This window comes from Faecalibacterium sp. An58 (genome assembly GCF_002161515.1).
In the GTDB taxonomy this organism is placed as follows: Bacteria; Bacillota; Clostridia; order Oscillospirales; family Ruminococcaceae; genus Faecalibacterium; species Faecalibacterium avium.
The window spans coordinates 20431-33386 of sequence record NZ_NFHX01000002.1; the positions used below are offsets into that span (position 1 = coordinate 20431).

Annotated in this window: 12 protein-coding genes and 1 tRNA gene; 7 read left to right on the forward strand and 6 right to left on the reverse strand. The window is 62.8% G+C overall.

Annotated elements, in window-relative coordinates:
* Positions 1-176 precede the first annotated feature (176 nt).
* Together B5G12_RS02505 and B5G12_RS02510 are read right to left on the reverse strand one after the other, a co-directional pair.
* Positions 177-503 carry a hypothetical protein gene (locus tag B5G12_RS02505; RefSeq protein ID WP_087323585.1) on the reverse strand — a complete coding sequence of 109 codons (327 nt, stop codon included), beginning with the start codon at positions 501-503 and terminating at the stop codon, positions 177-179.
* Between the two features lie 13 nt (positions 504-516).
* Positions 517-1317 (reverse strand): GNAT family N-acetyltransferase, encoded by an 801-nt coding sequence (locus tag B5G12_RS02510; protein ID WP_087323587.1) that lies wholly within the window; start codon positions 1315-1317, stop codon positions 517-519.
* 237 nt (positions 1318-1554) lie between these two features.
* On the opposite strand from B5G12_RS02510, the gene pfkB reads away from it, so the two are divergent.
* From pfkB to B5G12_RS02525, 3 genes are all read left to right on the forward strand, one after another.
* On the forward strand, positions 1555-2472 hold the full coding sequence (gene pfkB, locus B5G12_RS02515; protein ID WP_087323590.1) for a 1-phosphofructokinase: 918 nt from the start codon (positions 1555-1557) through the stop codon (positions 2470-2472).
* A gap of 9 nt (positions 2473-2481) precedes the next feature.
* Positions 2482-3447 (forward strand): alpha/beta hydrolase, encoded by a 966-nt coding sequence (locus tag B5G12_RS02520; RefSeq protein WP_087323592.1) that lies wholly within the window; start codon positions 2482-2484, stop codon positions 3445-3447.
* 135 nt (positions 3448-3582) lie between these two features.
* Positions 3583-3665: transfer RNA gene (locus tag B5G12_RS02525), tRNA-Leu, on the forward strand.
* Positions 3666-3719: 54 nt separating this feature from the next.
* Here the strand turns inward: B5G12_RS02525 and B5G12_RS02530 are convergent.
* A complete protein-coding gene (locus tag B5G12_RS02530; RefSeq protein WP_087323594.1) occupies positions 3720-4937 on the reverse strand; it encodes a MalY/PatB family protein in 1218 nt (405 codons plus the stop codon).
* A 126-nt stretch (positions 4938-5063) separates the two neighbouring features.
* Here B5G12_RS02530 and B5G12_RS02535 point away from each other — a divergent pair, with 126 nt between their 5' ends.
* Entirely contained in the window at positions 5064-6038 is a 975-nt protein-coding gene (locus tag B5G12_RS02535) for a hypothetical protein (RefSeq protein ID WP_087323596.1), read from the forward strand.
* Between the two features lie 5 nt (positions 6039-6043).
* On the opposite strand, the gene B5G12_RS02540 is transcribed toward B5G12_RS02535, so the two are convergent.
* Genes B5G12_RS02540 through B5G12_RS02550 form a run of 3 tightly spaced genes read right to left on the reverse strand, consistent with a single transcriptional unit; the run spans position 6044 to position 9887 of the window.
* Entirely contained in the window at positions 6044-7396 is a 1353-nt protein-coding gene (locus B5G12_RS02540; protein WP_087323598.1) for a sensor histidine kinase, read from the reverse strand.
* Positions 7393-8082 (reverse strand): response regulator transcription factor, encoded by a 690-nt coding sequence (locus B5G12_RS02545; RefSeq protein ID WP_087323600.1) that lies wholly within the window; start codon positions 8080-8082, stop codon positions 7393-7395. The genes B5G12_RS02540 and B5G12_RS02545 overlap by 4 nt, the downstream gene beginning before the upstream one ends.
* Positions 8082-9887 (reverse strand): Na/Pi cotransporter family protein, encoded by a 1806-nt coding sequence (locus B5G12_RS02550; protein ID WP_087323602.1) that lies wholly within the window; start codon positions 9885-9887, stop codon positions 8082-8084. Before B5G12_RS02550 ends, B5G12_RS02545 begins: the two co-directional genes overlap by 1 nt.
* A gap of 310 nt (positions 9888-10197) precedes the next feature.
* On the opposite strand from B5G12_RS02550, the gene hprK reads away from it, so the two are divergent.
* From hprK to rapZ, 3 genes are read left to right on the forward strand one after another with little or no spacing between them, the layout of a single operon-like run.
* Entirely contained in the window at positions 10198-11133 is a 936-nt protein-coding gene (hprK, locus tag B5G12_RS02555; RefSeq protein WP_087232088.1) for an HPr(Ser) kinase/phosphatase, read from the forward strand.
* Between the two features lie 20 nt (positions 11134-11153).
* On the forward strand, positions 11154-12053 hold the full coding sequence (murB, locus tag B5G12_RS02560) for a UDP-N-acetylmuramate dehydrogenase (protein ID WP_087232180.1): 900 nt from the start codon (positions 11154-11156) through the stop codon (positions 12051-12053).
* A gap of 20 nt (positions 12054-12073) precedes the next feature.
* A complete protein-coding gene (rapZ, locus tag B5G12_RS02565; protein ID WP_087232177.1) occupies positions 12074-12937 on the forward strand; it encodes an RNase adapter RapZ in 864 nt (287 codons plus the stop codon).
* Positions 12938-12956 lie beyond the last annotated feature (19 nt).

Genomic DNA, 12956 nt, shown 5'->3' on the forward strand with positions numbered 1-12956 from the left:
CCTTTGCGATCTGTGGCTTGGCAACAGAACTGCAAAGTCCCGGGATCGTGCATAGGCTCCATGCAAAAGATCTCAGGCTTTGCATGGAGCGGCATCAAGGCCCTGTTTCATACGTCACACCTCCTATCCTGTGTGCTGTGCTTATTGTAACACCCGCACCGGGGATTGTAAACGGCCTATTTGTCCTCCCGGCCGGCGTTCAGCCCCAGGACAAAAAAGCACAAACCTACCGCATAAAAAGAAGGCGATCCGCCCAGCCACCCGCTGAGAAAGAACAGGGACCCCGACAAAAAGAAAAGATTGCGGCCCAGGGTGCCCTGCTTTGGGCCGGGCTTGCCCCGCCACGCGATCCATGCCCGGACAGCCAGCAGGAGCACCAGCAGAAAACCGCCCAGCCGCATGATGTCACAGGGGACGGGGCCCCAGACTTGCCGTACCGGAAAGCTGCCCAGCAGCAGGGCCACGGCGGCCAGGCGCATGGTCCACAGGAGAGGAGGATTCATGGCAGTGCTCCTTTCAGAGGCCGGACACGGAGGAAGCGCCCCGGCGGTTGAGCTCATCCACAAAGGAGACGCTTTTGGCGGTCAGTTCCACCCAGGCGGGGAGGAAGCCGCTGCGTATGGCGTTGCGCACCGATTTGATGTTGGACCAGGCGGCGCAGTAAAAAGGGACTTTGCCCCGCTCCAGGATGGCCAGTGCCAGCCGGCTGGTCAGGGCGGAGGCGATGCCCTGACGGCGGTATGCGGGCAGTACGTCGATCCCGATCTGCCACATGGAGTCGCAGTCGGCCGAGCAGGCAGCCAGCCCCACCAGACGACCGCCATCGTAAGCGCCTATCCCCAGGACGTCCAGTTCCTTGCGCCGGGCGCAGAGGGCGTTGCTCCATGCATCGGTGTAGAGCGGGGCAAAGTCCTCCGGATGCAGCTCTCTGCAGGGAAGGGGACAGTCCAGAGGCTGCAGCCGCTCCAGTCTGGGCAGAAAGTATTCCGCCATAAAACAGACCCGCAGCCCCTTTTGCTGCAGGGCGTCGTTCAATACATGGAGGTTGGGGGTCTCGAAACAGTGCTCGGCCGGATAGCTGCGGATGAACGGCTCCACAATGGGGCGGCAGTCCGCACGGACCGACGCCACGATGTTGCTTCCGTAAGAGATCAGGTGACAGTCAAAGGGCAGGCTCAGATATTTGCGGGCCCGCGGGTCTGCTTTGGACAACACGATGACGTTTTCCTGCTTTGCAAAGTCTTCCGGGCGGCAGGCCGCATCGATGGCGGATTGTGCCATGGCGGCCTGCAGGATGCTTCGGTCGGTGAAGGGCATCGGGATCTCCTCCTTGACATGGATTCATTGTCCTGATTCTAACACATCCGCCCGGAAAGAGAAAGGGCTAGGGTTGCCATTTGTGAATTTTGCCCAAGATTATTTACAGGGACCGGGCAGACTGGTACAATAGAGGAAATCCAAAAAGCTCTGGGGCGGATCGGAAAAGCCGGATGGCACGGATACCGGGTGCGGTGTTCCTGCGCCTGGCCGGACGCACCCCAAGGAGGACGCAGCATGATCTACACCGTAACGTTTAACCCTGCCATCGACTATGTGGTCCGGACCGACGGGCCTTTTGTGCCGGGGCAGGTCAACCGTTCTGCGCAGGAGGACTACCAGTTCGGCGGCAAAGGGATCAATGTATCCCTGATGCTGGCCCGTCTGGACTGTCCCAGCGTGGCTTTGGGCTTTGTGGCCGGAGCCACCGGCAGCTGGCTGGAGCAGGGACTGCAGGCGCAGGGCCTGCACAGCGACTGGATCCATCTGCCCGGCGGGATGACCCGCATCAACGTCAAGATCAAGGCGCAGACCGAATCGGAACTCAACGGACGCGGCCCGGACATCACACCCGAGGCGATGGAGCAGCTGTATGCCAAGCTGGATGCCTTGCGGGAGGGAGACATCCTGGTGCTGGCCGGCAGCCTGCCGGGCGGCCTGCCCTCCAATACTTACCGCCGCATTCTGGACAGGCTGGCGGGCCGGGGCATCCGGGCGGCCGTGGACACGGCTGGGGAAGCGCTGGCGGCGGTGCTGCCGGCACGGCCGTTCCTGATCAAGCCCAACCACTGCGAGCTGACCGCCCTGGCGGGCCGGCCTCTGACCACCCAAACGGAGATCGAAGCGGCGGCCCGCGATTTGCAGCAGCAGGGCGCCCGCAATGTGCTGGTGAGCATGGCGGGGGACGGCGCTTTGCTGGTGGACGAGACAGGCGCGGTCCACCGGATGGGCTGTCCCCAGGGCCGGGTGGTCAACAGCGTGGGGGCAGGGGACAGTATGCTGGCGGGCTTTTTGGCCGGCTGGCTGCAGTCCGGCGACTATGCCTGCGCCCTCAGGCTGGGAACGGCCTGCGGCAGCGCCACCGCTTTCAGCCTGGGCCTGGCCGACCGGGCCGGCATCGACCGGCTGCTGCGGACGCTGCAACATGATGCATGAGGTGAAACGATGATCGAAACATTGGAACGGATCGCCATTGCCGCAACGGTGGCGGTGGCAGTACTGGGGGCGGTGGAGGACTGGAAAACGGACGCCCCTTCGGTGGCGCAGGACTATTACGTCCAGACCGTCACCGGCGGCCCTCTGGAAGAAAAGTACACCGCCATGGGGGACTATGAGGTGGCCTATGCCGAGTACCCGGCGGCGGATCTTCTGTCGGTGGGCCGGTATGAGATCTGGTATCCCGAGGCTATGGCAGAGCAGGACCGGACCTGGCCCGTTGTGATGATGTGCAACGGCACCGGGGTGGCGGCCTCCCGCTATACCCCCATCTTTGAGCACCTGGCTTCCTGGGGCTTTGTGGTGGTGGGCAACGAACAGCAGAATTCCTGGAGCGGCGCCGACGCCGATGACGGCATCGAGCTGCTGGAGGACCTGAACGAGAACCCCAGCACCGTCTTTTACCACAAGCTGGACCTGGAACGGGTGGGCGCTGCGGGGCACTCCCAGGGGGCCATCGGAGCCATCAACGCGGTGACAACACAGGACAATGGTTTCCGCTACAAAGCGCTGTACACCGCCAGTACCCCTTCCAGCCTTTACGCCCAGACCTTGAACTGGGCATACGATGTCTCCCAGATCCGGATCCCATACCTGATGGCGGCAGGCACCGGCCTGCTGGATGCGGGCGGGGGCGGCACCGACGAGGTGGCCCAGCAGGCCCAGGAGCTGTCCATCTCGCCCCTGTGGTCCCAGGAGGAAAACTACAAAAACATCCCCGACGCCACCCCCAAGGTGCGGGCGCGACGCATGGGAGCGGACCACGCCGAGATGCTGCCCTGGGCGGACGGCTACATGACCGCCTGGTTTATGTACTGGCTGCAGGGAGATGCTCAGGCGGGGGAGGCCTTTTTTGGCCCGGACGCCGAGCTGGCGCACAATCCCTACTGGCAGGACGTCGAAAAAAATATCTGAAAAAACAGCGCCCGGCCGCCTTCCCGGCAGCAGGGCGCTTTCTGCGGCAAAAATATGGATTGACAATTCCCGCCCGGATTGGTAGACTAGGGTGTATCTGAGAAGCCGGAAAAACGCTGTGCCGGCTGTCTCCATGCGGGAGTGGCGGAATGGCAGACGCGCTGGTTTTAGGCACCAGTTCCGAAAGAGTGAGAGTTCGACCCTCTTCTCCCGCACCACAAACAAAGGCCCGGATGCTGTATGCATCCGGGCCTTTTAGCGTGCGTCCGGCTTTATGCGTTGAAGACGTATTTGTCCAGCCGGTGGAAGGCCTCCTCCACCCGGGAGAAGGGCAGGGCCAGATTCATCCGCACCGAGCAGGGGCCATGGAACATCCGGCCGTCCTGGATGGCTACGCCCACCGCCCAGGCGGCCTTTTCCACGTCCTCGATGGTCTTGCCGTGAGCCTGGCACCACTGCGAACAGTCCACAAACAGCATATAGGTGCCCTCGGGCCTGGACACCTCCACACCCTGGAAGTGGTCGCGGATGTAGTCGCAGGCAAAGTTGATGTTGCCGCTGAGCACCTGGCACAGCTCGTCCACCCAGACATAGCCTTCGGGCTGGTAGGCGCCGATCAGCGCATGCATGGACAGGACGTTCATGTCGTTGTAGTGGCACTTGGAACTCTTGGCACGGCACCGGTCCCGCAGATAGGGGTCGTAGATGATGTGGTAGCTGCCCACCAGACCCGCCAGGTTGAAGGTCTTGCTGGGGGCATACAGGGCGATGGTGCGGCTGCGGGCGTCAGCGCTGATGCTTTGGGTGGGAGTGTGCTTGTGACCGTTGAGCAGGATGTCGGACCAGATCTCGTCCGAGATGACCACGCAGTGGTTGGCCTTGTAGATCTCCATGGCCCGCTCCAGCTCCCAGCGCTCCCATACCCGGCCGCAGGGGTTGTGGGGACTGCACAGGATGGCTGCATGGATGTGGTTCTCCCGGATCTTGCGCGCCATATCGTCGTAGTCCATCCGCCAGACCCCCTGCGCATCCCGCACCAGGGGAGAGTGGACGATGGAAAAACCGTTGTTGGACAGCGATTTGGTGAAGCCGATGTAAGTGGGGCTGTGCACCAGCACCGGGTCGCCGGGGTTGGCAAAGCTGGTCAGGGCGCTGACCACGCCGCCCAGCACCCCGTTTTCGTAGCCGATGCAGTCCCGGGTCAGCAGGGCGGGGTCGCATCCGTTGCGGGTGACGTGCCAGCGGATGATGGCGTCATAATAGGCGTCGGTGGGGCTGAAATAGCCGTAAGCGGGGTGGCTGGCCCGCTCGATCAGGGCCTGGGGAACGGTGGGCACGGTGGGGAAGTTCATGTCCGCTACCCACATGGGGATGGGGTCGAAACCGGGCTGGGGCGCATCAGGGGCAAAGCCGGGGTTACGGCCCAGGCTGTCCAGTGCCAGGGCGTCTTTGCCGCTGCGGTCCAGGATGGAAGTGAAATCGTATTGCATAGGGCATTCCTCCTTTGGTCACAAACTACTGATTCCAGTGTAGCACAGCCCGGCGGGCGGGTCAATGGGCGCATATTCCGCCGCCCCCTGCGCATACTGAGAAAAACGGATGAGGAGGTGGCCTGGATGCCAAACCGAGCCCTGCGCTGCCTGGCAGCGGTTTTGCTGGGGGTGTTCTGTCTCGCCTTTGCCCGCAGCGACACCGCCGCCAAAAGTATGGTGCGCGCTCTGCTTTTGGAGCCGGGCCCTTCGGGCTGGACGGTGGGGCTGCTGTACCAGGCCCCCGAGGGTTCGGCGGATTCGGCGGAGGCTTCGGATGGCATCCGCTTTGCGGCGGCCCAGGGGAGCAGCCTGGAGCGCGCCATGCAGAACGCGGAGAGCGCCCTTCCCCTGGACCCCAACTACCGCCTGTGCGACCATCTGCTTTTGATGCCCGGCGGCGGCTGGGATGCCCTGCGCAGCTATGAGGCGCTGGTGCTGGAGCGCCGCTGCGGCCGGACCAGCGCTTTGGTGGCGGCCTGCACCTTCACCTGCGCCCAGCTCTCCGAGGAGACGGAGGAGGGCGGTTCGCTGCTGACCGGGCTGCTGCAGACCCTCAAGCAGGCCCGGAAGGCCAGCCCCCGGCTGTACGAGGCGGGCAGCCAGGGAGCTTTGCTGCTGCCGGTGCTGGATCTGGGGGAGGGAGGCGCGGTCCTTTTGCCGGAGGGACTGTTCCTTTCGGAGCGGGAACAGGCGCTGTGGGAGGCGGAGCCCACCGCCGCTTACAGGCTGCTGACCGGCCGCGGAGAGTCGTTTGCCTTCTGGCTGGGGGAGCGGCCTCTGATCCTGCGGCGTCCGCTGCTGAGCGTGGAAAGGACGGAGGAGGGGAGCTTTGCGGTCCGGCTGGACTGCCAGACCGGCCCGGGAAGCGCCGCCCCCACTCAGGAAATGCTGGACCGTCTGGGCAGCGTATGCAGCCGGCTGCTGACCGAGCGCTGGGCAGCCGGACAGGATCTGCTGGGACTGGGCGCCCGGCAGGCCCTGGCGCTGGGACCCGGCGCCGCCCTGGACCCAGCAAAAAACGCCTGCCCGCAGCTGCGGACAAGCGTGAAGGTATACTGAAAGGGTCAATGGATGGCCTCGAAGGTGATGGTGACGGTGGTGCCTGCGTTGACCTCGCTTTCCAGGCGGATGCGGGCTTTGTGGATGCGGGCGATCTGTTTGACGATGGCCAGCCCCAGGCCGGTGCCGCCGGTGGCTTTGCTGCGGCTCTTGTCCACCCGGTAAAACCGCTCAAAGACGCTGGACTGCGCCTCCTTGGGGATGCCGATGCCGTTGTCCTGGACCGAAAGATAGGGGTGGCCCTCTTTGGTGCAGCCGGTCTCCAGCAGCACCCTGCCCCCCGGCCGGTTGTAGCGGATGGCGTTGTCGCACAGGTTCTGGCACAGCTCCTCCAGCAGGCTGGGCGAGCCCATCACCTGGACGCTCTCCCCCCTGCAGCTCAGGGTGACATAGGAGCGGCGGGCGTTGACCATCAGGCGCTCGGCGCACTCTTTGGCGATCACCGACAGGTCCACCGGCTCCATGGAAGGGGAGTCATGGGTGCTGCCCGAGGCGTCCAGATGGGACAGCTGGATGATGTCGTTCACCAGGCGGAGCATCCGGCTGGCCTCGCTGTGGATCTTCTGTCCAAAGGAGGCCACATCTTCAGGACGGGCCAGCCCGGTCTCGATCATCTCGGCATAGCCCGAAATACTGGTCAAAGGCGTCTTGAGTTCGTGGCTGACGTTGGCCGTGAACTCCTGGCGCATTTTTTCGTTGCTCTCCCGCATACTGCGGTCGGAATAGATGGCGTCGGCAAAGGGGACCAGTTCCCGGTAAGGGACGTTCTCCTGGATATGGTCCAGATCTTCGGCCATCCGCAGCATGGGCTGCACCAGCCGGCGGGTCAAAAACCCGGCCAGCAGGGCGGCGATGCCCATGATCACAAAGCAGCTGACCAGAATGGCGGGCAGCGCCGCGTTGTAAAGGGACCAGATGGTCTCGGCATCCTGGCTGGTGCGCAGGACGTTGCCGTCCGGGAGCAGCACCGCATAGTAATAGGTCTCATAGCCGGTGGTGGCGGAATCCCGGATGTCCTGGCCGGAGCCGCCGGCGAACGCCTGCTGCACCTCGGGGCGGGAGAGATGGTTTTCCATCTGCTCCTGTTCGTCGGCCTCGGTGGATTCGTACAGCACTTCGCCCGCGGGAGAGATCAGGGTCACCCGGACGTTGTTCAGGTCCAGGGCGTTGAGTCCTTTGGGGTCGTAGGAGTACTGGGCGGCCACGATGGAGGATTCGTTCTCCAGGGCACGCCAGGCCTGCATGGTAAAGGCCCTGTGAAAGACAAAGACGCACATTGCCACCGCCAGCACCAGACTGAGCAGGCCCATCAGGTACAGCCGGCGGCAGATGGTCTCCTCCATGCTGCGGGTCTTCATTCTTCGACGCCCTCCTCACTGTCTGCCAGCTTGTAGCCCACCTTGCGCACAGTCAGGATATAGCTGCCGGCGCTGCCCAGCTTTTTGCGCAGGGTACGGATGTGCATATCCACCGTGCGGCTCTCCACCGAAATGTCGGTGCCCCACACCACCTGCAGGATGGTCTCCCGGGTGACCACCAGGTTGGTGTTTTCCAGCAGCAGGCGCAGCAGGCTGTATTCTTTATAGGTCAGGTCCACCGGAGTGCCGTTGACCGTCACGCTGTGGCGGGCGTTGTCCAGCATCAGCTCGTGGAAGGTATAGACGTTGGGTTTGGCCGGCGGGGCCGAACGCCGCAGAGCGGCCCGCACGCGGCTGAGGAACTCCATGATGCCGAAAGGCTTGGTGATATAATCGTCGGCGCCGCAGTCCAGCCCCCGCACCGTGTCCAGCTCGCTGGATTTGGCGGTGACCATGATGATGGGCAGCTGGCGCAGGGCAGGGGTGCCGCGGAGCTTTTTCAGGATCGAAAAGCCGTCCTCCCCCGGGAGCATGACATCCAGGATCACCAGCTCCGGCTCAGTGATCCGCATGGCCTGCCAGAAGGCCTCGGGTTCCTCGAACGACTTGACATCGTATCCGCTGGACTGGAGCGCGTACTGCTCCAGTTCCCGGATGGAAGCGTCGTCCTCAACAATGTAGATCATCAAAATTCCTCCTTCTTGTCGGCCGGTCCGCCGCCGGCTGCCTCATCCTGGGGAAACCTGTACCGGGCCCGGTAGCGGTCCACACGCCGCTGGAAGGCCTTGCTCTCCTCAGCGGCCTTGTTGTGCCGCAGGTCGGACAGGTATGCGTGGGTATCAAAACTGTCCTGGGCCACTTCGATCTGGGCCACCGCCACATTGCTACAATGGGCGCAGATGCGGGAGTAGCTGGTCAGAAGGTCGTCCAGCACAAAGCCATAGTGGATCGAGCAGCTGCCCGCCTGCAGCCGCGCGATGTGCCGGGCCTTGATGGCCCGCGCCAGTTCGCCCAGCACCGACTCCATGGGTTCCACTTTGCTGGCCAGGTGCAGGTCGTTCTGGCGGAAGGCCTCGGTGGTGCGGTTCAGCAGATCCTGCACCACATCTTCCAGCACGCTCAGCTCTTCCTGCGCATCGGCGGAGAAGGTGATCTCCTTGTCGTGGATCTCCTGGGCCGACAGCAGCAGGTTGACCGAATAGTCGCTGATCCGCTCAAAATCGCTTATAGTATGCAGCAGGGTGTTTACCTGCTGGCTGTCCTCGTGGTTTAGTTCGTGGCCCGACAGCTTGACCAGGTAAGTGCCCAGCGCGTCCTCGTAGCGGTCCACCTGCTTTTCCTGTTCCCGCACTTTCTGGGCCAGGTCGGCGTCCCACCGGTGGGTCAGGCTCATGGCCTGGAGGACGCCGGAACGGGCCATTTCCGCCATCTCGGAGGTAACCGAACGGGCCTGCTCCACCGCCACCGAGGGGGTGTTCAGCAGACGCTCGTCCAGCAATGCGAACTTTTCCTTCTTTTCATCGTCAGGGATGGTCAGGCAGGCCAGACGCTCCAGCAGCCCGGTAAAGGGCAGCAGCAGGGCAGTGGCCCCCAGATTGAAGGCGGTGTGCACCACCGCGATGCCCCAGGGGGCGATGACGTCGGTGATGAAGCTGAAGTGGAACACCGCGTTGAGGCCGTAGAAAAGGACGAGAAAGACCGTCACGCCGATGACGTTGAAGTAAAGGTGGATCATGGCCGCACGGCGGGCGTTCTTGTTGGTGCCCACCGAGGAGATGAGGGCGGTGGCGCAGGTGCCGATGTTCTGGCCCATGATGATGGGGATGGCGCTGCCGTAGGTGATGACGCCGGTGGAACTGAGGGCCTGCAGAATGCCCACGCTGGCGCTGGAACTCTGGATCACGGCGGTGACCAAAGCGCCCACCAGCACGCCCAGAACGGGATTGGAGAAGCGAACGAACAGTTCAGTGAACCAGGGCTCATTCTCCAGCGGGGAGACGGCGTCGGACATGGCGGTCATGCCGGTCATCAGGATGGCAAAGCCGATCAGGATACCTCCGATCCCTTTTTTCTTCTCGCCGCCGAACATGAACAGCAGGATGCCGATGAACGCCAAAAGCGGACTGAAGGTGGAGGGCTTGAACAGCTGGATCAGCAGGCTGTCTCCCTCCAGGCCGGTGAGGCTGAGCAGCCAGCTGGTGACGGTGGTGCCCACGTTGCTGCCCATGATGATGCCGGCGGCCTGGTGCAGCTGCATGATGCCGCTGTTGACAAAGCCTACCACCATCACGGTGGTGGCGCTGGAGCTCTGGATCACAGCGGTGACCGCAAGGCCCAGCAGAAAGCCCTTGAAGGGGTTGTCGGTCAGGCGGCTGAGGATCTTTTGCAGCCGGCTGCCGGCCTGCCGCTCCAGGGATTTTCCCATCAGATCCATGCCATATAGGAACAATGCCAAGCCGCCAAGCAGGGAAAATACGTGCGTAATGTTCATGTTCTGTCCTCGTTTCTGCGGTTTTACAAAAAATTTACCTGTACCTGTTCTGAGTATAGTCCTTGGGATGTAAAATGCGAAATCGGCCCAATGTAAAATTAAAGTAAAGAAAATCTTACATAAATACCGACTTTCCCAATATAGTATACAGGCAAAGCCCCTTTTGTACAAGCGGTGAAAATTGCGGGCGGGGGAATTGTAATCCCGTCCTGTTTTGATTATAATATAAAAAATGGGAAATTGCGCACAGCCTGCAAATCCCGACCGAAACGGACAGACTGCACAGCCTGTTACCAGGGAGGATATAAGGATGGAAAATTTTACCGTATCGCTGGCCAAACTGTCTGAGCGGGTCAACATGGAGGTGGTCTACACCCCCCGCGAGCTCAGTCAGATCCATGTGGAGATCGCGGAGGTCAACCGCCCGGGCCTGTTCCTGGCAGGGTACTATGAGTATTTTGACAACCTGCGGCTGCAGATCATGGGCCTGGCCGAGATGAACTTTTTGTCGGTGCAGACCCCCGAGCGCCGCTATGAAGCGCTGGACCACCTGTTTGGGGCCATGCCCCCGGCGGTGATCGTCTCCCGCAGCGACGAGCTGGCCCCGTTCCCCGAGATGCTGGAGCTGGCTCAGAAATATAAGGTGGCGTTGCTGCGCTCCAATGAGGCCACCTGCGTTTTGATGGGCAGCCTGCTCAGCGTGCTGAATATGGAGCTGGCGCCCCGCATCACCCGCCATGGCGTTCTGGTGGAGGTGTACGGCGAAGGCATCCTGATCCTGGGCGACAGCGGCATCGGCAAGAGCGAGCTGGCCATCGAGCTGGTCAAGCGGGGCCACCGTCTGGTGGCGGATGACGCCGTCGAGCTGCGCAAGGTGTCCAACCGGCAGATCATGGGCACCGCCCCCGAGAACATCCGCCACTTCATCGAGCTGCGGGGCGTGGGCATCGTCAACGTGGCCCGGGTGTACGGCGTGGGTGCCGTCAAGGTGACCGAGACGGTGGACTTTGTGGTGCAGCTGGAGGCCTGGGACCCCAGCAAGAACTACCAGCGCACCGGCCTGGAGACGGAGTATTACGAGATCCTGGGGGTCAAGATCCCCAGCACCGCCATCCCGGTGTCTCCCGGGCGCAACCTGGCCGTTGTGCTGGAAACTGCGGCCATCAACAACCGCCAGAAGAAGATGGGCTACAATGCAGCCAAGGAGCTGCTGATCCGTTTGGGCCTGGATGCCACCATGGACTGAGGAGTGGAATTTTGGAGCAGATGCAGACATTGAAGGAGCGGCTGGAGGCAGCCGCCCTGCCTTATAGGGAACAGGAACCTCTGGCAGGCCACACCACCTTTAAAATCGGCGGGCCGGCGGCCGTGTTTGTACAGCCTGCGGACGAGGCGCAGCTGTGCGCCGCCGTGGCCCTGTGCAGGGAGCTTGCGGTGCCTTACTACATCCTGGGCAACGGCAGCAACGTCCTGTTTGGAGACAAGGGCTGGGCCGGCGCGGTCATCTGCCTGGCCGGCATGAAGGGCGGCGTTCGCCGGGAAGGGAACACCCTGACCGCTCCGGCCGGCCTGCCCCTGAGCGCCCTGTGCACCGCCGCCTGGGAGGTCGGCCTTGCCGGGCTGGAGTTCGCCTATGGCATCCCCGGCACGGTGGGGGGCGCAGTGTATATGAATGCGGGCGCCTATGGCGGCGAGATGAAAGACGTCCTGCTCTCGGTGCGGTATCTGACCGCCGAAGGGCAGATCGAGGAGGCCCCCGCCGAGGGTCTGGATCTGGGCTACCGCCACAGCATTTTTGAATCGAACGGCGGCTGCATCCTGTCGGCACAGGTCAGGCTGGAGGCAGGGGACCCGGCGGCCATCCGCGCCAGGATGGATGAACTGATGGGCCGCCGCCGCGACAAGCAGCCCCTGGACAAACCCAGCGCAGGCAGCACCTTCAAGCGGCCTGTGGGCGCCTTTGCCGGCGCGCTGATCGAACAGTGCGGCCTGCGGGGCCACCGCCACGGCGGGGCTGCCATCAGTGAAAAACACTGCGGTTTTGTGGTCAATCTGGGGGGCGCCACCTGTGCGGATGTGCTGGCCCTGTGCCGGGAAGTGCAGCAGATCGTGAAGGAACAGACCGGCTATACCCTGGAAAAAGAGATCCGGGTAGTGGAATGCTGAAAGGAACCGGGGAGGCGGCTATGGAGCTGTTGATCGTGAGCGGGCTTTCGGGCTCGGGCAAATCTGTCTCAATGAATGCGCTGGAAGATATCGGCTTTTTCTGTATGGATAACATCCCGGCCCGGCTGCTGCCCAAGATCGTGGCCTTTTCCCGGGCGGGCGACAGCCAGCTGGACCGGGTGGCCATCTCGATGGATGTCCGCGGGTGCCACTCGCAGCAGGAGATCCTGGAGGCGCTGGACCAGCTGGACCTGCAGCAGACCCCCTATAAGATCCTGTTTTTGGACGCATCGGACGATGTGCTGCGCCGCCGCTACAAGGAGACCCGCCGCCGCCATCCCATCAGCCTGGCCGAGAACATCTCCACCCAGGAAGCGCTGGCCAAGGAGCGGGAGATCCTGCGTCCCCTGCAGGACCGCGCCGACTATATCATCGACACCAGCCTTTTGTCCACCGCCCAGAACAAAGAGCGGATCTGTGATTTGTTTGTGCCGGGCGGCGGGGCCAAGGCCGCCATGCGGCTGACCGTCATGTCCTTCGGCTTTAAGTTCGGGCTGCCGGGGGAGGCGGACCTGGTGCTGGATGTGCGCTGCCTGCCCAACCCTTTCTATGTGCCCGAACTCAAGCACAAGACCGGCATGGAGCAGGAAGTGGTGGACTATGTCATGAGCTTTGCCCAGTCCCGGGAACTGCTGGCCCGCATCGAATACCTGCTGGCCTACGCCCTGCCTCTCTATGTCAAGGAGGGGAAAAGCGCCTTGACCATTGCGGTGGGCTGCACCGGGGGCAAGCACCGCTCCATCACCTTTGCCCGCAAGATCGCGGAATATTGCCAGCAGCAGGGTTATGCCGTCAGCATCCAGCACCGCGACGCCGCCCGCTGAACAGAAACAAAGGAGTAGA

What these genes read in the sequence shown, in the direction of transcription:
- B5G12_RS02505 (WP_087323585.1), bottom strand. Translation starts at nt 503, where the DNA reads ATGAATCCTCCTCTCCTGTGGACCATGCGCCTGGCCGCCGTGGCCCTG.
- B5G12_RS02510 (WP_087323587.1), bottom strand. Translation starts at nt 1,317, where the DNA reads ATGCCCTTCACCGACCGAAGCATCCTGCAGGCCGCCATGGCACAATCC.
- pfkB (WP_087323590.1), top strand. Translation starts at nt 1,555, where the DNA reads ATGATCTACACCGTAACGTTTAACCCTGCCATCGACTATGTGGTCCGG.
- B5G12_RS02520 (WP_087323592.1), top strand. Translation starts at nt 2,482, where the DNA reads ATGATCGAAACATTGGAACGGATCGCCATTGCCGCAACGGTGGCGGTG.
- B5G12_RS02530 (WP_087323594.1), bottom strand. Translation starts at nt 4,937, where the DNA reads ATGCAATACGATTTCACTTCCATCCTGGACCGCAGCGGCAAAGACGCC.
- B5G12_RS02535 (WP_087323596.1), top strand. Translation starts at nt 5,064, where the DNA reads ATGCCAAACCGAGCCCTGCGCTGCCTGGCAGCGGTTTTGCTGGGGGTG.
- B5G12_RS02540 (WP_087323598.1), bottom strand. Translation starts at nt 7,396, where the DNA reads ATGAAGACCCGCAGCATGGAGGAGACCATCTGCCGCCGGCTGTACCTG.
- B5G12_RS02545 (WP_087323600.1), bottom strand. Translation starts at nt 8,082, where the DNA reads ATGATCTACATTGTTGAGGACGACGCTTCCATCCGGGAACTGGAGCAG.
- B5G12_RS02550 (WP_087323602.1), bottom strand. Translation starts at nt 9,887, where the DNA reads ATGAACATTACGCACGTATTTTCCCTGCTTGGCGGCTTGGCATTGTTC.
- hprK (WP_087232088.1), top strand. Translation starts at nt 10,198, where the DNA reads ATGGAAAATTTTACCGTATCGCTGGCCAAACTGTCTGAGCGGGTCAAC.
- murB (WP_087232180.1), top strand. Translation starts at nt 11,154, where the DNA reads ATGCAGACATTGAAGGAGCGGCTGGAGGCAGCCGCCCTGCCTTATAGG.
- rapZ (WP_087232177.1), top strand. Translation starts at nt 12,074, where the DNA reads ATGGAGCTGTTGATCGTGAGCGGGCTTTCGGGCTCGGGCAAATCTGTC.